A 20,909-nucleotide genomic window follows, 5' to 3' on the forward strand; every position below is an offset into this window, starting at 1 on the left:
AGGGGTGGGGGGGGCTGCGCCTCTGAGGGGGGAGGGCCTGCGCCTCTGGGGGGGGGCGGGGGCTTGCGCCTTTGAAGGGGTGGGGGCCTACACCTCTGGGGCGGGAGCCTGGGCTCCCGGGGGTTGTCAGTGGTCTCGCCTAGGGTGGCGGTTCGGGAAAGTGCCGGTGTGAGAGCCGGGTGAGCAGGGGTTGAGCTGGGCGGTGGCGATGACGGCGGATGCGGTGGCGGGCGACCGGGCCCTTCTCGTGCGTTCCTGCGCCGCCGTCTTCCTTCCGGCGGAGCTGCCGCGGGCGGGGCGGGTCGCGTTCTGGCGGGCGGACGGCGGGGAGCTTCCCGAGGGGCGCGGGCTGGACGGCGCGCAGGGGGAGCCCTTCGGCGTGCGCGGTGATCTCACCGTCGCCCGCAAGCACGGCAAGGGCGCCCGTGGCCGCACGGTGCCCGCGCTGTTCCTGCCCGTCGCCGACGCCGTACCGCTGCTGCTCGGTGCCGCGCGCCCGCATCCCGCCGTGGCCTGCTGGGCCGCCGCAGCCCGGCACGCGCTGCACCTGGCGGCGCGCGGAAGGGTGCTGCCCGGCCTGACCGCGGGGGACCTGGACGCCTGGCGCGCGGGACCGCTGGAGGAGGCCGACGTCGCCCAGCTGCGGGCCGTCGCCGCCGCCCTGCCCGCCGAGGGCCACGCGGTGCCGCTGCCGTCATCGGGGCGCGGGCCGTTGCAGCTGCCCCAGCCGTTCGCGCTGGTCAGGGCCTTCGTCGATGCGGTGGTAGACGTCCTGCCGCGTACCCCCGCGGCCGCGTTCGCGGTGGGCGCGCCCTTCGCCGCGCGTGAGCCGCAGCGGCTGCCGGGCGCCCGGGACTGGGCGGCGGAGGTCGCGGCCGGGGTCGACGCGGGCGTACGGGTGTCGCTGCGGCTCGACCTTCGGGCGCACGAGGTGTTCGACGGGGCGGAGGGCTCCGACGCCTCCTCCGGCTCCGACGCCTCCTCCGGCTCCGATGCCCCCTCCGGCTCCGACGCCCCCTCCGGCTCCGACGACTCCCGCGGCTCCGGCGGCGCTGATGCGGGCTCCGCCGCGAGGGTTCCCCGCGCGGCGGTGGCCAGCCCGGCCGCCGCCGTCGTGCAGGTGCACAGCCTCGCCGATCCGACCCTGGTCACCGACGTGCCGGGGCTCTGGGCCGGCACCGACCACTTCGGGCCGCGCGCCCGTGTGGACACGCTGCTCGCGCTGCGCCGCGCGGCCCGCGTCTGGCCGCCGCTCGCGAGGCTCCTGGAGCGGCCGCGCCCGGACGTACTGCCGCTGAGCGAGGAGGAGTTGTACGACCTCCTGGGCGCGGCGGCGGGTCGGCTCGGCGCGGCAGGCGTCGCCGTGCACTGGCCGAGGGAGCTGACCCGCGGCCTCACCGCGACGGCCGTCGTCCGCCCGGCCCCCGGTACCGCCGCCGACAACTTCGACTTCTTCAAGACCGAGGAACTCCTGGAATTCCGCTGGCAGTTGGCGCTGGGTGACCAGGCGGAAGAACCGCTGACGGAGGCGGAGCTCGACCTGCTCGCGGAGGCGCACCGCCCGGTCGTCCGTCTCCGTGACCAGTGGGTCGTGGTCGACCCCGAGCTCGTTCGCAAGGCGCGCAAGCGCGACCTCGGCCTGCTCGACCCGGTGGACGCCCTGTCCGTGGCGCTCACCGGCACGGCGGAGGTGGACGGCGAGCGGGTGCCCGCCGTGCCCATCGGCGCCCTTGCGAGGCTGCGCGAGCGCGTGACGGGCGACCTCGACACCGTCGCCCAGCCGCCCGGCCTGCACGCGACCCTGCGGGACTACCAACTCCGCGGCCTGGCCTGGCTGGACCGCATGACCTCGCTCGGCCTCGGCGGCTGCCTCGCCGACGACATGGGCCTCGGCAAGACGATCACGGTCATCGCCCTCCATCTGCACCGCGCACGGGGCGGCGGTTCGGCGCCGACGCTGGTGGTCTGCCCCGCGTCGCTGCTCGGCAACTGGCAGCGGGAGATCGAGCGGTTCGCGCCGGGCGTGCCGGTCCGCCGCTTCCACGGCGCGGGCCGCAGCCTCGCCGGACTGACCGGCGGCTTCGTCCTCACCACGTACGGCACGATGCGTACGAGCGCTCCCGAACTGGCCGTCCGGAGCTGGGGGTTGGTGGTCGCGGACGAGGCGCAGCACGTGAAGAACCCGCACGCGGCGACGGCGAAGGCGCTCCGCACGATCCCCTCGGCGGCCCGTGTCGCGCTCACCGGCACCCCCGTCGAGAACAACCTCTCCGAGCTCTGGGCCCTGCTCGACTGGACGACGCCGGGTCTGCTCGGCCCCCTGAAGGCGTTCCGCGCCCGCCACGCGCGCCTGGTGGAAGGCGGCGCGCCCGCTGAGACCTCTGCGAACGACGAGGCCCTGGACCGTCTCGCACGTCTGGTCCGCCCCTTCCTCCTGCGCCGCAAGAAGTCGGACCCGGGGATCGCCCCGGAGCTGCCGCCGAAGACCGAGACGGACCACCCGGTCACGCTCACCCGCGAACAGACCTCGCTCTACGAGGCGGTGGTGCGCGAGACGCTGGCCCGCATCGAGGCGTCGGACGGCATGGCGCGCCGCGGCCTGGTGATGAAGCTCCTGATGGCGCTGAAGCAGATCTGCAACCACCCGGCGCAGTATCTGAAGGACGGTGCCCTCACGACACGGACCGGGCGTTCGCGGTCGGGCAAGCTGGAGCTCCTGGACGAGCTGCTCGACACCATCCTCGCGGAGTCCGAGAGCGCGGGCGCGGTCCTGATCTTCACGCAGTACGTGGAGATGGCCCGCCTCCTGGAGACGCACCTGTCGTCCAGGGGCATCCGCTCCCAACTCCTGCACGGCGGTACGCCGGTGGCGCGGCGCGAGGAGATGGTGGACCGCTTCCAGTCCGGCGAGATCCCGGTGTTCCTTCTGTCGTTGAAGGCGGCGGGCACGGGCCTGAACCTCACCCGGGCGGGCCACGTGATCCATTACGACCGCTGGTGGAACCCCGCGGTCGAGGAGCAGGCCACCGACCGCGCCTACCGCATCGGCCAGACCCAGCCGGTCCAGGTCCACCGCCTGGTCACCGAGGGCACGGTCGAGGACCGCGTCGCCGAACTCCTCGCGGCGAAGCGGGCGTTGGCGGAGGCGGTCCTCGGTGACGGCGGCGAGGCGGCGCTCACCGAACTGTCCGACGCGGAGCTGGCGGACCTGGTGGCGCTGAGGAGGACGGCATGAGCGGGCGGGGCGGAACCGGGCGGGGCGGCGAGCCGGGCGGTGCGTCCCGGCAAGGCGGCGGGAGTGGCGGTGCGTCCCGGCGGGGTGGCAGTCCGGGCGGCGCGTCCCGGCCGGGCGGCGGTCGTGGCGGTGGCCTGGGCTGGGCCAGCGGGATGAGTGAGACGAGCCGCATGGGCAGCGGCCGCGTCTTCCCCGCGCTGCCGGCCCACCCCGACCCCACGGCGCCCTTCGCCGCGTCCTGGTGGGGCAACGCCTGGATCGACGCGCTGGAGGAGAGCGCCCTGGACCAGGCACGCCTGGCACGCGGCCGCACGTATGCGCGCGAGGGAGCGGTGGACACCATCACCGTCGCGCCGGGCCGCATCGTCGCGTACGTCCACGGCAGCCGCCCCCGCCCCTACCGCGCGGAGATCCGCCTGCGGACGATGCTCCCCGAGCACTGGGACCGCTTCCTGGACGCGGTGGCCACCGACCCCGCGCACATCGCGGCGCTCCTCGACAAGGAGATGCCGCACGCCCTGGCCGACGCGGCGGTGCGGGCGGACGTCCCGCTCCTGCCCGGCGCCCGCGAGCTGGCCCCGGCCTGCACCTGCCCGGACCGGGGCCACCCCTGCAAGCACGCGGCCGCCCTGGCCTACCAGACGGCCCGGCTCCTGGACGCCGATCCCTTCGTCCTGCTGCTGATGCGGGGCGGCGAGGAGCAGGACCTCCTGGACGAACTGGCGCGCCGCAACGCGCACAGGTCGGCGGCGGAGGCGGCGGAGGGAGCGAAGGCGGCGGTCGGCGAAGGGGCACCCGAAGAGACATCCGAGGAGACACCTCAGGAGGGCCCGCCCCTGCCCGGCATCCCGGCCCGCGAGGCCCTGGCCACGAACTACCGCTCCCCGCTGCCGCCCCCCATGGCGCCACCGGCCCACCCGGGCGAACCCCCGGTCCTGCCGGCCCTCCCCGGCGCCCCGGACCCGACGGCCCTGGAGTTCCTGGTCACGGACGCGGCAGCACGCGCCCACGCGTACCTCACCGAAGGACACGCGTACCTCACCACAGGCGCGGACCCCTTCACGTCCGTGTCCCCCTGGCACGACGCGGTCCGTCTCGCCGCCTCGCACCCCGGCCTCACAGGCCGCCGCACCTTCAGCCGCCAGTTCGCCGAGCTGGCCAGGTCGGTGGGGAGCACCCCCGCGGACCTCTCCCGGGCGGCGGCGGCCTGGCGCCAGGGCGGCGAGGAGGGCCTGGCGGTCCTCGAATCCCCCTGGGACCCCCCGGCGGGCCCCTTCGACCGGGCCCGCGGCGCCCTGACCGCGGCGGACCTCCCCCGCATGACGATCCACCGCAACCACCTCACGAACGCGGACGGCTCCCTCCAACTCCGCTTCGGCCACGACGCCCGCTGGTACCCCTACCGAAGCGAGCCGGGCGCGGACGACTGGTGGCCGGAGGGGGAGGCGGACGTGGATCCGGTGGGGGCGGTCGCGGGAGTGCTCGAAACCTGACGTCGATTTCACGACGGCAGCAAGGGCTCCAGGAACCGGCTCGGCGCACCGTGCCAGAAGATGGCAAGGGCATCACGTGACCGCGTCGCTGCCACGAACAGCAATGAACGGGCGCGCTGCAGTTCGCGTCGATAGCGCAATGCGTCGGTGCGCCGAAGCTGTACTACGGCCTGCCGTGGTACCAGGCCCTCGCTGACACCAGCGATGATCATGCGCTGGTATTCAAGTCCCTTGAACCTGAACATGGTGCCGATGTGTACTCCGTCGTCACCACGTGGGCCGTCGGGACCGATCTCAACCGCTCTGATGCCTGATGGTGCGAGCGCTACAGCCACTTCGCGGGCCATCGCATTGGTCGGAACGCAGATGGCGATCTGTTCCCGGGGGATGTCGTCCCACTCGGCGACGAGGGCGGCGATGGACTCGCACTCCGATGCCCAGTCGGCACTGCCGTGAAGCTGCGGACGGGCGCCACTGAGGACGGACCGATACCCGGCGAGGGACTCTGCGTTGCCGTCGAGATCGTCGAACGTCTCGCCACTCAGGACCTCGAGTGCTGACCCGAGAATCTGCCGCGTGGTGCGATAGCTGAGGGTCAGTTTTGCTGAGCGGCCACGGATGTTGACTCCCAGGCTGCCGAGCGTCACTTGGTTGTTGTAAATGCGTTGATGTGTGTCGCCGACCAGGAAGATGTCGTTGCGATCCCGTGCCACCATTGCCCGGAGCAGCTTCCAATGACCAGGCCGCAAGTCCTGGGCTTCGTCCACGACGATGTGCTGGTAGCGGTATCGGAGCCAGCCCGCCGAACCGTCCTGCAGGTGGATGTTGTCGAGTCCTCCGGATTCCGCCCGTTGCTGTTCGACAGCTCGGATTCGTTGCTCGCGCTCCATCTCCAGACGGGCGGCTCGTTCGGCGACTTGGGCCCACGTCTGGCGGCTCAGCCGATCGAGCCGCTGAGTGAACTTCTCAGCGAGCTGCCAGATCTCGGCGCGTTCGCCGCGCGTGACGTTACGGCCGCGGCCGGCTCGGCGCGCACGGAAGTACTCGGTTCGGGAGACGACGGCCTGGCCAAGGATCACCTGGGTCCACTCGTCGTGCAGGAATTCCGCGTCCCACCTGGTTTCCCCGAGCTCGTCGAGCATGGAACGCCACTCGCGGAGCACTTGGTTGTCGTCGATGGTCTGCTTGCTGCTGCCGGGTTCGGCCTCCCGAACCACGCGCAGGGCCACCTGGTCGACGTGGCTGATCTCGACGCGCGACAGCAGCTGTTCACCGCCGAGCTCCAGCAACCGGGCGCGGAGGTCGGCGGCGAGGTTCTTGTTGTACGTGGTGAGCAGCACTGGTTTGTTGCGGCCCTGCGGAAGATTCTCGACGAGATGCTTGACGCGGTGCAGGGCGACGATGGTCTTCCCTGTGCCAGGGCCACCACCGACGCGAGCGGGACCGGAGTAGTCGCGCTCCACCAACTTGGACTGGGTGGGGTGAAGGAAGACTTTCCAGCGCCCGAAGTCCTCGCCCTCAAGGGCTTCGCGAAGCGCCTCGTCGGTTGTCGTAACCATCGTCGCCGGGCGTTCTGCGGCGGCCTGGAAGTCCTCGGTGTCGATTGGCTCGGGTGCGGTGACAGGGGCCGTCACCTGCTCCAGAACGTCGTCGAACGACTTGCCGTCGAAGAGCGAAAGTAGAATCTCGCCGGTCAGCTGAGGCGCATACTCGATGAGTCCGAGCAGTTGGTCCTCAGTGGTGAGAGTGCGGACCACCGGTACCAGCGGTTCGGCCACGCCGAGCTCGGTGAGCTGTTGGTCCGAGAAGCCGGCGAAGAGAGGCTCTGGCTGAGGTCGTTCGGCCGGCGCCTTGGGGAGGGGGGCCGGGGCGGGCCGCGCGGGAGCTGCCCGTCGGAGCACGCTTTCCTCGACGACCTGCAGGTCGACGTACTCGATACCGCCCGTGACCTGATTGATGCCGTAGGCGAGCCGATCGAGATTCTCGTAGGCCTCTTTGCGGTGCTTGACGGAGGCGATCAGCCAGTCGTTGTCGGCCAGCCTCAACAGCAGGGCGCGGTACTCGTCGTTGACGCGTGCGGACCAGAGCCTGCTGTCCCCCTTCAGCTGCTTCAGCTGAAGCCCCGTGGCCTGTGGATTGGCCTTGAACTTGTGCTGAAAGTCGTACAAGGCGCCTTTGACGGTGCGGGGGAGTTTGAGGATCTCCTTGTCGGCTTTGTCGAGCAGACGCAGCGTCACACTCGTGGTGTTCATCGGTGGGGCTCCCCGTGGGTTGTTCCTTCGTCTTGCCGGTCACTCTGTGCGCTGGTCGTGGGTGTTTGTGCGCCGAGTCGTTGGGCCAGGTCTTCGGCGGTCCAATCGCTCGCGGATCGCACCTCCCACCCGGCGGCTGCGAATGCCCTGTCCCGGTCCTCTGCTTCATAGTCCGGATCGGTGCCCACGGGGCGATGGGCGGCTACCACGCCGACCTTGCGGTCCGGCCAGGCCAGCTCGGCCATCCAGCCGTGGTCGTCGAGTTCGAAGCCGTCCACGGGCGCAGGCACTGCGCTGGAGGCGAGCGCGACGGCCAGCAGCAGGAGATCTGGCTCCTCCGGATCCAGGAGATCCAGGATCGATTCCCAGCCCGTGGTCCTGGGCTCGGATTCCTGTTCCACGATGTCTGGTTGGGGGTCTGTAACCAACTGTGTTGCTTCCTGGACCTCGGGTTCCCCGACCAGTCCGAGGTCGATCCGCGTGGATGTCAGCCATCCGGCACCACCGGTGACCGTGAGGGCATCGGTGGAGAATCCGTCCAGAAGGCTCGTGGTGAGCTGGGCACTGTCGCCTCCACCGTGTTCGAGGAATTGCAGCAGGTTGCTCCAGAACAGCCAGGCTCGCCAGCGCTTCTTGTGCGCATCGGTGTCCGCGACAGCGGCGGCGCTGTCGTCCAGGGTCGTGACAGCTGTCCAGGCAGGGGGCTTGCGCCGGCCGTCCACCGCTGCTGTGATCCGACATCCGGACTGATCGACTGCGGCGAGGACGCGAATCGGCCCGCTCCGACCGTGCAGGGGAGTTCCTCGCAACGCGGCGGCGAATTGGGCGCCCACGGCCTCCTCGGGCACGGCGGCCACATCGGGCCGAGTGCCCGTCAGCCCTGCCACGACAGCCTCTGCCCGCCAAAGCCATACCGCCGCATCGGGAGAGCGGAGGTAGGCGAGCAGAAGGTCTGCCGGATTGATCCATACATTCTCGGCCAGCTCGCCCGGCAGACCGCCGTGTGTCTTGGCGTAGTAGTCGCGGGCTTGCCGCTGCCCATTGTCTCCATACGGCTGCCACGCCGGATCGATCGGGCCCGCGGCGGCGTAGCCGGTGTCTCGTACCTGAGCGCGCCATGCCTTGACGTCGTAGTACGTGAGCTGGAAGACCCGTAGTCCCTCAGCGCGCAGGCGCGTGCGCTTGGTGGCGTCGTCAGCAAGCCGGTTGTGCTTGGCACTGGCATGGAATTCGTAACCGTCGAGATAGAGCGCGAGGCGTGGGCCAGGAGCGTCCAAGCGCTCGAAGAGCACATCCGGCCGTGTTCCGTCCAGGACGCGTTGCTGGGAAACCCGCCAGCTGAGCGTGGCCCCGTCCGAGCCGGTCAGCCGTAGGTCCAGCGAGTAGGTGCCTGCCGTGGTCGTGTATGCGTCCGCGCTGGCCTGCGAGTCGGGCTGACCGGCCCACTGCTTGAGAGTGTCGATGAACATGACCTCGAGATCACTCTCGGCCTGACGTTCCAGAGGGATGTGGTGCGTGGTGGCGACCGGCGAGGTCCTCCAGCCCTCGCCGCTCTCTCCGAGCAACTCGTCCAGCATCTGCCGCACTTCGTTCCTGCTGACCCGGTCGTAGTCGGTGGCCGGGACGCGGCGCAGGAGGCAGCGGTGGCAGCCGTCAAGACCCTTCTCGATGCACGGGCAGCCCTCGATCACCTCCCGTGCCTTGAGCAACACCTCCCGGAACCCGTCCGCGGATGCGAGGCGGTGAAGATAGCCGGTGCCGCCAGGGAGCCGGTCGTAGACGACGAGGAAGCGTCGGGGCCATTCGGTGTCGGTGCCGTCAGGCATCGAGGCAGCAGCGATGTCGATGTGATCGGGGTCGCCGCCGTACCGAGCAGCGATACCCACGAACAGAGCGGCGGTGAAGGACGCAAGCCGCTCCTTGGCCCGCGCGACGGAAGCCGGGAGCAGGATGCGTACGGCTTCCGTGACGAGTTCGTGGGCGAGCAACAGCGGCACGTCCTGACCGTTGCCCTGCCCGTCGGTGCCCGTGGACCGCGTCTTGCGGCGCGGGCACCACAACAAGTGGTGGGCGCTGGCTCTCGTGCTGGACGCCAAGGACTCGGTGAGGGCGCTTTGGGCCTGCTCGACTACAGGGCGGCCGTCAGCGGTGGAGCCACCGCAACTAGTACATACGTAGAAGGGGTTGAGCCGGACATCATCTCCGGCGATGGGGGCGGTGCTGCTGCCGTCCTGGCGATCGAGCCCCACGTTGAGCGTTCTGATCACGGCACGCCGAGAGAAGTCCACGCCGAAGATGGCCGTTTCATGCCGCCATGATCCCGGCGCCAGGTGGACCGGGTCGATGTCGACCGTGGTGAGCATGGCGTAACGGCGGCGATCCCGCTCATCCTTGTCGTCCCGGACACGCGCGTCATCGCGCTTGTCCCTGGCGATGACGCGCTTGGGCTCGAGCACGTACTGGACGCACCCGGCGTCTGCGATTTCCCGGCCGTTGCAGCGCGGACACGGTGACGTATCCGACTTGGCGTTCTCGGTCCTCGCATAGCCACAGGCAGGGCAGAGCCGCCACACCGACCAGGCGCGACGGTCCGGGCTGCCGATGTCCAGGGCGCGTACGACGTGTTTGTAGCCGTTGACGTAGAAGCTGTTGCCAGGCGCGAGTTCGGAGAGGGAGAGTCTGCGGGACCGCTCGTAGTCCCGTACTTCACTGCGGTACGTCTTCTTGGCGCCGCCTGCCTCTTGGTCTCCGTCAGCCTGCTCCTCGGTCCAATAGAGGGTGGCTTCCAACTGAGTGGTCGTATCGGCGAGGCTGTAGTTCGGCAGGAGGCCGAGGTCGACCAGTGCACCATGGGCGCTGGTCTGGCTCAGTTCGCGCAACAAATCACTTGTGGCGCGCCGCTCCGCAAGCAACTCCCTGTGCTCCCGGTCCTGTTCGGGGTCGGACCGGACGAGGCCGTCCATCGCCGCGTCGATGGCTGCGATCCGCCGCCGCAGGTCCTCGCGCCGCGCTGTCCAGTCTTCCTCGGCCTCCTGCAGGGCACGGACGATTCCGCCTGTCGCATACGTCCGCAGCTCGTCGGCGGCATGAGCGGAGACTCCTGTGCGGTCCGTGCCCGAGCCGGGAAAGAGAGCCAGGAAGTCTTCGATCAGGGAGGCGCCGTGGGTGAGGGCGGCATCCGCGAGGTCCTGGCACCAACCGGTGGTACCGAAGAGCGCCGATACCAGCCGCGGGACTGGCTGAAGCTGCTCACCATCGGCAGTGGTGAGCAGCTCTCGGGCAGCGAGGTCCAGCAGATGCGCCGTGTACTGGCGACGCAGGATCTCCACCGCGGACAGGTAGCACCCGGGCGGCACGATGTCGCCTGCGATCATCTCTCGCGGCTCGTCGAGGTAGTACAGGTCACGCGCACGACGTCCGCCGAAAGCGAGCACCAGTGCATTGCCGGTCTTGCGGCCGGCCCGCCCGGCGCGCTGGACGTAGTTGGCCGGGCCCTTCGGCAGTGAGCCGAGGAGTACGGCCGACAAGTCGCCGATGTCGATGCCGAGTTCGAGTGTGGGGGTGCAGGACAGCACATTCGGGTCGGTGTAGTGCGTGCCGTCCCTGAAGGTCCGCTCCACGCGTTCGCGCTGCGGTCGGGTCAGCATGCCTGTGTGTTCCGCCGTGACCACGCGGAAGGTACCGCCTGTCATGTACAGCCGGCGGTAGTAGTCGTTCTGGTAGTCGCGTTCGCGCGAACCGCCGAAGCTGCCGGAGGTGTTGGTGTTGTTGACGGTGACATCGGACTGCGGAGGCCGCAGCATGCCCTTGCATCGATAGCGAGGGCACGGATGGCCGTACCAACGCGTCCTGCGATCAGGCAGGACGACCTGTTCCCAGCCGCAGTCCGCGCAACTCACGAACGCTTTGTTTACCGCCTCGTCGTCGAGCAGGCACACCTGAATGTGGCCCGGTTGCAGCCCGTACACGCGGGTCGTCCGATCCTGTGCTGTCCGGACTGCGAGGAGGCGCTCCTCGGCCATTACGGGCAGCAGCCTGCGCAGATACTCACCGGCTCCCGCTGCGTCGAGGCCGAGGCACCGCCGGGTCCAGTCCTGGTACCAGCCGAGTCTGCCGGTCGCGGCGTCGAAGGACGACTTCTCCTTCGGCGCGTCCAACAGGAAGCGAGGGGCTGCAACTCCGTCGGGGAAAGCCGGCATGCCGTCCGGTCGCCCGCCCCACACTTTGAACCGAGTGACGCCCGCGTCGCGCATCCACGGTTCCAGCCAGCGGTGCCGCACGCCTCCGCGCAATCGGACGCGCTCCAGCAGGCCGCGCACGAACGCCAGATAGCGATCGGACGTCGGAAGCTCGCCCGTCGCCACCAGTTGTCCCGGCAGGGACAGATGTAGATCCCTGGCGAGGGCGGTGATGCGCTCCGGATCGGGAAGGGCGATCTCGGCTGCGGCAGTGCGGGTGAGCTCGAGAGTGCGACCTTGGCGCGAACGCAGCCCGAACTCCATCACGGTGGCGAAAGCAAGCCGCTCCCCGATGAGCTTCCATGTCCGGGCGTCGCCTGTGCCACGCCCGGACAGCAGCCGGTCCACGCCCGGTTCGTCGTGCAGATCCGGTGGCACGACGGCGGCCAGCGCCTGGGGGTCGTCGACGGAGTCGAGCACGTTCCCGATCAGGTCGTTGAGCACCAGGGGCTCACCTGAATCCGCGAGATTGTGGGCGAGTAGCGATCGCAGCGAGAACTTGTACGAGGCATTGGCGACGTATCCGGCACGGTGCGCGGCATCTTGGGTCGAGTCGTTGAAGAGGAGCGTCTTGCGCTCCTCCGGGACGAGCGCGATGTCACCGCCGGTGAACAACTGCGTGACTGTGGCGGAGGCGAGGGCAGCCAGCGCGGTACCGAGGAACCGAATGCCGTTGTCGGTGTTGCAGGCCGGGCAGCGGTCGTCGACGGCTGCCTTGTCCGCCGACTTCTTTTCCGTGATGGCGAGTGCGAACCACCCGTCCTGCAGGTCATCGCGATCCGTGGCCACCGGCATGCGGTAGGTCCCCTGCGCTCCATCAAGCACCACGACCGAGAGGGGGGTGACGCCGCCTGAGGACGGTTTGGCACCCGTGAGGGCGTTGAGGGCATCGTCTCGCTCGGCGGGGGTGGCGGCGATGAAGTACCGAATCCGCCGCTTGTCACGCCCGACCCCCGCGCGCCACACCTTGTCCTGCGCCATGACGAGCTGCTGCGGATCTGCCTCGGGTGACAGGGCGGCCCAGCCGGACCGCCCGCAATTGCGGCAGTAGACGGCCGGCAGATGCACGGCGGCGGGGCGTGCTGCAGTATCCGACCCGGGCTGTGCCTGCGCTCGCCGTGCGTCGCCCGATGGCCAGCCCCCGGACGACCGCTCGTCCTCTTCGCCGATTCCGGCGGGAGGCGCCGCGAGGGCCGCACGGCGCGCGGCGGTGCGGTCATCTTCGTACCACCGGAATTCGGGGCTCGGCCCGACACCGCGGAGTACACGTGTGACGGGCCGCACCCAGAGATGGGCCTCGACGTGGAGCAGCGGCCGTGGGCGCTTCTCGTCCGACTCGGGATCTCGGGCCGCGGACAGCAACGCCACGAACCGAGAGAGGGCCTGCAGTACCAGCCGCGGGTTCTCCCTGGCAGCTCGCCCCCATGCATATCCGAACCGGCTCATCCGGTCGCGCAGTTCCCATTCACTGAGCGGCTCGCCGTCCAGGAGTGACAGCACACCGTGCGTGAAGTCATGCCTCTTGAGCAGCCTGCCGATCTGAAACGCATCGAGGCCACGCCGCCCGAGCAGTCTTTCGGCGAGCCCATCGAGATCCAGTGCATCGGGTCGGGCCTCGACCCCCGGCCCACCGGAGCTCTCAATGACTTCCTTGGGGGACGGGGGTTCAGGCAGTTCGTAATCGACCTCTCCGGTGAATTGCCCGGCGGACATTCTCTCTTCGCCGATGACCGCGTCCTCGGGGAAAGGCATCCCGAAGACCTGCTCAGCCACGTCGAGGATCCCGCGGTCCTGACTGCCGGAGCTTCCGCCCCCGCCCTCGCCGAGTGTTGCTGACGTGGCCACGGGACAGATCGACCCGAGTGGTCGTCCGGGACGGCTCTTCCCTGTGGCAGACGCCAGTCTGCGCAGCAGCATGGCGACATCGGTGCCCTGGGCACCGTCGTACGTGTGGAACTCGTCGAGCACCACATACGTGATGTCGGTGCCCTCCCACAGCGGCCGGTCCTCCCCGCGCTGCAACAGCAGGTCGAGCATTTTGTAGTTGGTGATCAACACGTCCGGAGGCGAGACCCGCATTTCTTCGCGCCGGGTCAGCACACGCCGGAAATCGGTGTCGGGCCGGTCGCCGATGTAGAGGCCGGCAGTGACCTGAGCGAGCTCAGGCTGCGCGAGGTAGTCCCCGATTCGGCCCGCCTGGTCAGTGGCGAGGGCATTCATCGGGTACAGCAGCACGGCCTTGATTCCGCGCCGCCCCTGCGCCTTCTCACGGCGGCAGTGGTCCAGGACGGGCACGAGGAAGGACTCGGTCTTTCCGGATCCGGTCCCGGTGGTGATGAGCGTGGGCCGGGCCGGCCCGTGGAGGGTGGAGAGTCGCTCCCAGGCCTTGGCCTGGTGACGGTACGGCGGGAAGCCGGGGATCCACTCGAGGTGTCGCTGCCACCCGTCGTCCGCCGTGTGGAACGGCGTCCTGATACGCAGATAGGGGCCGCGGAAGATCCCCGTCTCGGGGTGCCCGAGGAACCGCTCCAGAGCGATGCGGGTGTCGCCGTCGGTGAGGGCGTAGGTCGTCGTGAGGTACTGGGTCAGACTGCCGCGGATCTGGGCGGCGGCCAGGGTGGGCCTCACGACGTACTCCTTCGTACCAGGCTGTTGTCCAGGTCAACCGTATAGCGGGCAACTGAGGACGTCCTTCGAATCACGGCTCGTATGAGCGGAACGTTGCCTGGATCGCGCGGAAATGACATGGCTCATCCTGGTGTGCCATGTGGGTGCCATTGACCCTGACCAAAAGGTGTTCGCGCCTTCCCGAAGCCCGCGTAGAGTCACCTGGCTGGTCCATGAGCTGGTCTATGAATCGAGTGCGGGACACGAGCGGGAGAGATCGGGGGAGCGTCTGCATGGCGGAAGCCAAGAAGCCGTATCCGGTGGCGGAACTACTCAAAGCCGTTCGATCGGAAATCCTGGCAGAGCGGCGAGGCGACGGTGGTGATGCGCAGAAGGTCTCACTTTCCGGTGGCCGCCTCGTGTCATCGATGGCAGACCGCTTTGAGTACCTTTTCGTGTGCAGGAAGTGGCACGAGTCCCTGGACGGTATGCCTGTGCTCGTCCGAGCCTCACGCGCGCGTGGCCTGTGGGCGACGGCGGAGGCATCGCGCATGCCCGACGGAGGCGTGCGGCTGGTCACGGCCGAGAATCTGGGGCAGTCGGTGCCCAATGCCCAGATCCGGAAGGACGATTCAGCGGGGCTGGCCCTTGTCGCCCAGCGTCTCGAATCGGTGGGCGAAACCGACAGCGCAGTACGCGTGGAAAGCGCCGGCTGGATCGTCGGCCAGGGCAGCCCGGTGAGCGCACGCGACACCGATCCCGGCCGTTGGATCGCAAACTGGCAGTCGTTGAAGCTGAATTCACGCCAAAGGAATGCCGTCGAGCAGGCGCTGGCAAGCCAGATCCTCTTCTTGTGGGGGCCGCCCGGAACGGGAAAGACGGATGTCGTCGGGCACATCGTCGAGGGCAACTTCCGCCAGGGACTGAATGTCCTCTTCCTAGCTCCGACGAAGGTCGCGGTCGACCAGGCACTGGAACGCATCTGCGACCTCCTTGCCGCTCAGGACGGCTTCTCCGAGGGATTGGTTCAACGCGCCGGCGACATCGAAGTGCCGTCCTTGCGCGAGCGCTACGGCGAGTACGTCGACACGACGCAGATCGCTGCCAGGATTGCCGCCCAGCTGGACGAGGCCCTCACCCAGGCGACGGAAGCCCTCAAGGAATCCCGCGCCCTCATCGCCCTGCATGATGACCTACGGTCCCTTGAGCAGCGGCTTGCAGCGGCCCGCGCGACGACCGTCGAGGCTGCGGCGGCAAGTGCCGCTGCTGAACAGGAAGTACTGCGTGCACAAGCCGACGCAGCGCAGTTGCGCTTCAAGATAGGCCAGCTGGGGCAGCCGGGCGGTCTCTTCGCCAAGCGGAAGGCAGCGCAGCTCGCTGTGCTCCACGCTGAGCTCGGACAGGCCGATGCGGCTGCGTCGGGTGCCGCGCAGCGCCACGTAGATGCCAAACGCTGGGCCGGTGAGGCCGCTGCGGAGATCGGCGAGTTGAGTGGACGTCTCGCCTCGGCCCGGTCTCGTCTCGCAGGGGCTCCCGCACGTCCGTTGCTTGCCGGACAGGCCGAGGCCCTGCAGAAGCAACTCGACGATCTCGATCAGCAGCGCAGGAAGATCCAGGACACGGTTCGATCCAAGTGCCGGGTCATGGGGGCCACCGTTGCCAAGGCGGTCCAGTCGCGCAAGCTGCTCGATCGTGTGGACGTGGTCGTGATCGACGAGGCAGGCATGGTCGATCTTCCCTCTGCCTGGCTCGCCGCGGGCCTGGCCGGGAAACGAGTCATTGTTGCGGGTGACTTCCGGCAGCTGCCGGCTGTGACCAAGGGCGACGGCGACCGGAAAGCGACGGACGAGGAGCGCGCGCACTCACGGCAGTGGGCTGCTCGCGACGCCTTCCACGCGGCCGGTCTGGTGTCCGCTTCCGGAGGAGTCCGCCAGGATCCCCGGCTGGTGGCTCTGGACACTCAATACCGCATGCGTGAGCGCATCTGCGGGCTGGTGAACGCGGTTGCCTATCCGGATGCTCCGCTCGCCACAGGCCGTGACGATCGCAGCAGAATCCCCTTCAACCCACTGGTTGAGGCTCCGGTCCTCCTCATCGACACTTCCAAGCAGCGCATCGCTGGGCCCGACTACAAGGCGAACACGGTGAACGAGGCCGTGGTGCATGAGCTCGTACGCGGTCTCCAGTACGAGGGTGTGCTTCCGGGACGGAAGTGGGGCAACGGCGAAGCGCCAGTGGACGGACGGGCCACCGACAGGCTTGCTGTCATTGCCCCATATCGCGCCCAGGTGAAGGCGCTTCAGGGCAGTTTGAAGTACCGGTTCGGGCAGGAATACGAAGGCTTGGTCGACACGATTCACCGGTTTCAGGGCAGTCAGCGCCCGATCGTCGTATTCGACACAGCCGTCGGCGCAGGCAACGACCCCGGCATCTTCTACAAGGGGACCGGCCTCTCTTCGCAGACCTGTCGACTCCTGAACGTCGCCCTGAGCCGTGCCCAGGATCATCTCGTCGTCGTCGCCGACCTCGACCACCTGCGGAAGCACCTCGCGCCGCACAGTGAGGCCCGCGTCATGATCGACCACCTTGAGAGTCACGCGCAGGTGATGTCGGCCGACCAGCTCGTGCCCACCCGGGAAGCGGCCCAACTTTCCGCCCTCTCCGAGGAGGAACTGTCACGCCCCGCCTTCTTTCCGGCCGACGAGGTCTACAAGGCAGTGGAGTGGGACATCGAGCGGGCTAACACGAGCATCGAGGTCTATTGTCCTTTCCTCGACCCGGCGCCGGTCCGTAAGTGGTCCACTCTGCTCGGGCAGCGCGCGAGTGACGGCGTCCGGGTCGTCCTCTACACCCGTGCCGCAGAGGAGCAGCGCGACGATGCCTCGGCCGAGAAGCATCAGCAGCGGATTGATCAACTCCGGGCGGTGGGTTGCGAGGTGGACTTCCGGGAGCGCATGCACGAAAAGGTACTCATCCTCGACAGCACGGTCCTCTGGCATGGTTCGCTCAACTTGTTGGCGAACAGCGGCCCGACAGACCTGATGATGCGCTTCACCGACCCAGCGTCCTGCGAGCGGGTCAGCCGGGTCATCGAACGGGCTCGGAAGGACAAGCCGGCGTGGAACCCGAGAGCGGCGAGTACTGGTGTGCAGGGCGGTGGCGCAGGCGGTACTCGCCGCGCGGCAACACCGTCGACCGGCGGCATCGGCCCTGGAACGGTTGTGGACGGACGCCTTTATCTCAATGTCCCCTTTGCCGAGAAGGACGAGGCGAAGAAGCTGCTCGGTGCTCGGTGGGACAAGCCGAAGGGGCTCTGGTACGTCGATGCTGCACGCGTCAGCCGTGATCAGGCACGTCGGTGGCTGCCGTGAAGTGTGAGGTGAGGTGCCGGCGTGAGCTCTGCAGGTCGGCGTGTGCCGGGCGGAAGCTCTTCACCGTGGACGGGGCGCTGGTCCCCAATGAGACAGTTCGCACAGAAAGTCTGTGTAGGAGCGGTTCGTCCCCATAGGGGTCATGAGCAGCCCGTGACGGTACGCCTCTTCGGCCAGGAGCGGGCCGTCGCTCTCGCGGAATGCCGGACTGCCGAGAGCGTGCTTCAACTTGTCCTTGGGCTTCTCGATCAGGCCCGTGTCACGGCCGCGGAGTTGCGCGGGAACTTTCCACTTGGGCCGGACCTGGGAGAACGCGGCAGGGAACAGTAAGAGCCACGCCTCGGACTCCCAAGCGGCGAGAGCGAAGGCGGAATCGCAGGGGCTCTCGCGAGAGAGCTCGCCGGCCACGGTCTTGCGGACGGCTTCGTAGCGCTCGTTCGTGTAGCCGTCCAGGTCCTCATGGACGGCGATTCCGACGAGCTGTGCCTTTTGCTGGAGCGCCTTGCCCTTCGCTTTCCCCACCAGGGTGCGCACTCCGTTGGTCAGGTCGGTGCCTGACTTCTTCTTGAGCCGTACGGGGTCGTTGATTCGTACGAGCTTGGTGTCGCCGAGGCCGGGATGGTGGGCCCTGATGATCGGTGCCAGGATCGCGCAGTCATGGGCGTCCTCTCCGGCGAGCACGATCACCCGTCGCGTTCGTTGGCCCGAAGTGGACACCCTTCTGCTCACAGGTCATTCCCCGTCAGATCGCCCCCGAGAACACCAGAGAACCAGAGCTCGCCGAGAGGCTGGTCCCCGGTCTCTTCGACGATGGCGTGCACCTCTTCGACGGAGAGGGCCGGGATGACAGAAGCCCCGTCCTCGTCCCGGTCGCAGACGACGAACTCCTCGGGACGCAGTCGATCGACGAGGGCAGGCGAGTGGGTCGCGACGAGGTACTGGCTGCGCGCGGAGGCCTCGCGCAGTCGCTCCACGATCAGTTCGAGTGCCTGTGGGTGCAGGCCGTGATCGATCTCTTCCACGCAGGTGAGCGTGGGCGGGTGCGGGTCGTACAGGAGGGCCAACAAGCCGAGGAGGCGCACCGTCCCGTACGAGGCATCGGCGAGCGGCGTCGGTCTGCGCAGGCCACGTTCGCGGAGATAGACGGTGACTTGGTCGGCGCTGCCGCCCACAGCTGCGCACTCGATGTCCTCGAGTTGCGGCAGGACGGTGCGGGCGTCGGCGACGAGGTTGTCCCAGACGTCGTCCTCGCGATTGAGGTACAGCAGGAACTCGGCGAGGTTGTCCGCCTGGGGGGAGAGTTCGACGGAGCCCCTGCGAATACGAGAGGGACGCCGGGCGGCCGTCACGTCCATCTCGAATACGCGGAAGGACGATAGCTGTTGTGCGACCTTGGAGACTTCTTCGCCGCCTTCGGCGCGGGCGAGGCGCGGCAGAGTGGACAGACCGCTGCTCAGCCGCTGGATGCCGAAGCTGCTGTCGGACTCCTTGCCTGCTCGCTTCTTGTCGACGATGCGGGCCTGTTCGCCAGAGATGGTGATGCGGCGTCCTCGCCCTTGAGTCCGTTTGAACTGGAAGCTCTCACTGCGCGAGAGGCTGTAGGCGTCCGCTGAGCGTTGGGGCAGGGAACGGCGATTGATGGTGAGCTCGTACTCGTCGGGAGCCTTGAGGCTCGCATGAGTGGTCCAGGTGGCCTTGAGCCGGATCTTCAACGAGGTGGGCGGTCGGGATCCGCCCCAGAAAGCGATCTCGTCGAAGCCGCCGCGTGTGTCTAGGGCGGGCTGGAGGTCGGTGCGGATGATGTCGGCGAGCAGGTCGAAGACCTTCAGGACGTTCGACTTGCCGACGCCGTTGGTGCCCACCAGCACGGTGAGCGGGCCGAGGGGGACGGTCACGTCGCGCAGGCTGCGGAAGTTCTCGACGTGCAGTTCGAGGAGGCGGCGGCCGGTCATGAGGCGCAGCCTATCGGTGAGGGCCGTGTGGCAGTCGATGAGCAGGGCCGATGGCAGTCACTCCTCTCTCTGAACCGTGCAGGTGGAGTTCGGCCCAGACCGTCTTGCCGGGGGCGCCGTTGCGGGGTGTGGTGCCCCATTTGGAGGACAGGGCGGCCACGAGGAGGAGGCCGCGGCCGGATTCGGACTCGATGTCCGTGGAGGTGGTGAGAGGGCACTCCGCTCGGGTGTCCGTGACTTCGATACGGAGGATGCCCTCGGCCTCGGTGAGGCGGAGGTGGAAGTCGCGACCGGCGACGTGGCCGTGGCGGACGGCGTTCGCGGTGAGCTCGGCGGTGATGAGGGCGACGGTCTCGTTGGCGGGTGAGGCGTAGGGGTGGCCCCATTCGTTCAGGCGGTGCGAGGTGAGGCGGCGGGCGAGTCGTGCGCCGCGTGGGGTTGAGGTGAACTGCATTGCGAACTCGTGTGCGGGCGCGGGGTGTTGGGGCATATGCCCTTGTGAGGGAGTTGCTGGCTTCATGGGGGTAACGGTCGCGGTGTGTGCGTAGCGTTGAACAGGCGCGATGCGCTGACCGATGCCGGTTGTACGCGGTCGGTGTGCGGTTGTACGCGGGGTGGGGCGTGACCGGCCTCCTGCGTGGCGCGTTGGCTGCGGGGCTGTGTGGTGCGTAGGGACGGGTGGTGTCGGTCGTGGAGGAACAGCAGCAGGCGGAGGACGAGTACGAGTCCGGGTCGGGGATTCTGCATGTCTTCGGGCGGCAGTTGAAGCTGTGCCGGGAGCGGGCGGGGCTTGACCCGGCGGAGTTGGGGACGCGTACGGGGTGCTCGGCGTCGACGATCGCGTCGTTCGAGCAGGGCAGGCGGATTCCGCCACCGAAGTTCATCGACAAGGCCGATGAAGTGCTCGATGCGGGTGGGGTGTTGAAGGCGGGGAAGGAGGAGGTGGGGCGGGCGCAGTATCCGGCTTTCTTTCGGGATGCGGCGCGGTTGGAGGCGAAGGCGGCGGCCCTTCACGTGTACGCGACGAAGGCCGTACCAGGGCTGTTGCAGACGGAGGAGTACGCACGTGCGGTGTTCGGCATGTGGCGCCCTTTGCTGGACGAAGAGACCATCGGTCAGCGGGTTGCGGCTCGCTTGGCGCGTCAGGAGATCTTCGCCCGTATGTCGCTGCCTACCGTCAGCTTTGTCATCGAGGAGTTCGTGCTGCGTCGCCCGCTGGGAGGATGGCCAGTGATGCGGGGGCAGTTGGAGCAGATCCTGTTGCACGGGCACCGTCGGAACGTCGAGATCCAGGTGATGCCGATCGAGCGCGAGGAGCATGCTGGGCTGGAAGGCCCCTTCACCTTGATCGAGACACGGGAAGGGCAGAGGATCGCATACGTGGAGGGGCATAAGGACAGCCGCCTTTACACGGAGCGGAGGTCGGTGCGGGAGATCGAGGAGGAGTACGGCATCCTCCGGGCCCAGGCACTCACTCCGCGCGAGTCGCTGGCCCTCGTCGAGAAGCTACTTGGAGAGAGATGAACATCGAAACGCCCGGACGGTTTGTGCCCAAGTCGGCATGGTTCAAGAGCAGTTACAGCACAGGCTCGGGTGGTGAGTGTGTCGAGGTCGCGTCTTGGGCGGGTGTGACGCATGTTCGCGACTCGAAGGACAAGGCGGGGCCCATAGTGAGCCTCACGCCGATGGCCTGGACACAGTTTGTCGGCTTTGCCGCCCGACACACTTCGTAGAGTGAAGCGCGACTCTTGCAGTGCCCTG

At 68.4% G+C, this 20,909-nt stretch carries 10 protein-coding genes; 5 read left to right on the forward strand and 5 right to left on the reverse strand.

Annotation, left to right across the window (positions count from 1 at the left end):
• Nucleotides 1-208 precede the first annotated feature (208 nt).
• On the forward strand, nt 209-3,235 hold the full coding sequence (locus tag AB0B50_RS23600; protein ID WP_362335861.1) for a DEAD/DEAH box helicase: 3,027 nt from the start codon (nt 209-211) through the stop codon (nt 3,233-3,235).
• Between the two features lie 170 nt (nt 3,236-3,405).
• Entirely contained in the window at nt 3,406-4,728 is a 1,323-nt protein-coding gene (locus tag AB0B50_RS23605) for an SWIM zinc finger family protein (protein ID WP_362335864.1), read from the forward strand.
• 8 nt (nt 4,729-4,736) lie between these two features.
• Here the strand turns inward: AB0B50_RS23605 and AB0B50_RS23610 are convergent, their stop codons facing one another.
• Both AB0B50_RS23610 and AB0B50_RS23615 read right to left on the reverse strand, forming a co-directional pair.
• A complete protein-coding gene (locus AB0B50_RS23610) occupies nt 4,737-6,980 on the reverse strand; it encodes a UvrD-helicase domain-containing protein (protein WP_362335191.1) in 2,244 nt (747 codons plus the stop codon).
• Nucleotides 6,977-13,846: a DEAD/DEAH box helicase gene (locus tag AB0B50_RS23615; RefSeq protein ID WP_362335194.1), complete on the reverse strand. Its 6,870-nt coding sequence runs from the start codon at nt 13,844-13,846 to the stop codon at nt 6,977-6,979. The genes AB0B50_RS23610 and AB0B50_RS23615 overlap by 4 nt, the downstream gene beginning before the upstream one ends.
• A 272-nt stretch (nt 13,847-14,118) precedes the next feature.
• Between AB0B50_RS23615 and AB0B50_RS23620 the strand changes: the two genes are divergently transcribed.
• The gene (locus AB0B50_RS23620; protein ID WP_362335197.1) at nt 14,119-17,196 is read left to right on the forward strand and encodes an AAA domain-containing protein; all 3,078 of its coding nucleotides are present in this window, start codon (nt 14,119-14,121) and stop codon (nt 17,194-17,196) included.
• 60 nt (nt 17,197-17,256) lie between these two features.
• On the opposite strand, the gene AB0B50_RS23625 is transcribed toward AB0B50_RS23620, so the two are convergent.
• From AB0B50_RS23625 to AB0B50_RS23635, 3 genes are read right to left on the reverse strand one after another with little or no spacing between them, the layout of a single operon-like run.
• A complete protein-coding gene (locus AB0B50_RS23625; RefSeq protein WP_362335199.1) occupies nt 17,257-17,883 on the reverse strand; it encodes a hypothetical protein in 627 nt (208 codons plus the stop codon).
• A gap of 38 nt (nt 17,884-17,921) precedes the next feature.
• Nucleotides 17,922-19,148: an AAA family ATPase gene (locus AB0B50_RS23630; protein ID WP_362335202.1), complete on the reverse strand. Its 1,227-nt coding sequence runs from the start codon at nt 19,146-19,148 to the stop codon at nt 17,922-17,924.
• A gap of 10 nt (nt 19,149-19,158) precedes the next feature.
• The gene (locus AB0B50_RS23635; protein ID WP_362335204.1) at nt 19,159-19,602 is read right to left on the reverse strand and encodes an ATP-binding protein; all 444 of its coding nucleotides are present in this window, start codon (nt 19,600-19,602) and stop codon (nt 19,159-19,161) included.
• Nucleotides 19,603-19,838: 236 nt separating this feature from the next.
• Between AB0B50_RS23635 and AB0B50_RS23640 the strand changes: the two genes are divergently transcribed.
• Both AB0B50_RS23640 and AB0B50_RS23645 read left to right on the forward strand, forming a co-directional pair.
• Entirely contained in the window at nt 19,839-20,672 is an 834-nt protein-coding gene (locus AB0B50_RS23640) for a helix-turn-helix transcriptional regulator (protein ID WP_362335207.1), read from the forward strand.
• A complete protein-coding gene (locus tag AB0B50_RS23645; protein WP_362335210.1) occupies nt 20,669-20,881 on the forward strand; it encodes a DUF397 domain-containing protein in 213 nt (70 codons plus the stop codon). The genes AB0B50_RS23640 and AB0B50_RS23645 overlap by 4 nt, the downstream gene beginning before the upstream one ends.
• Nucleotides 20,882-20,909: the final 28 nt, after the last annotated feature.

Source organism: Streptomyces sp. NPDC041068 (genome assembly GCF_040647455.1).
GTDB lineage: Bacteria > Actinomycetota > Actinomycetes > Streptomycetales > Streptomycetaceae > Streptomyces.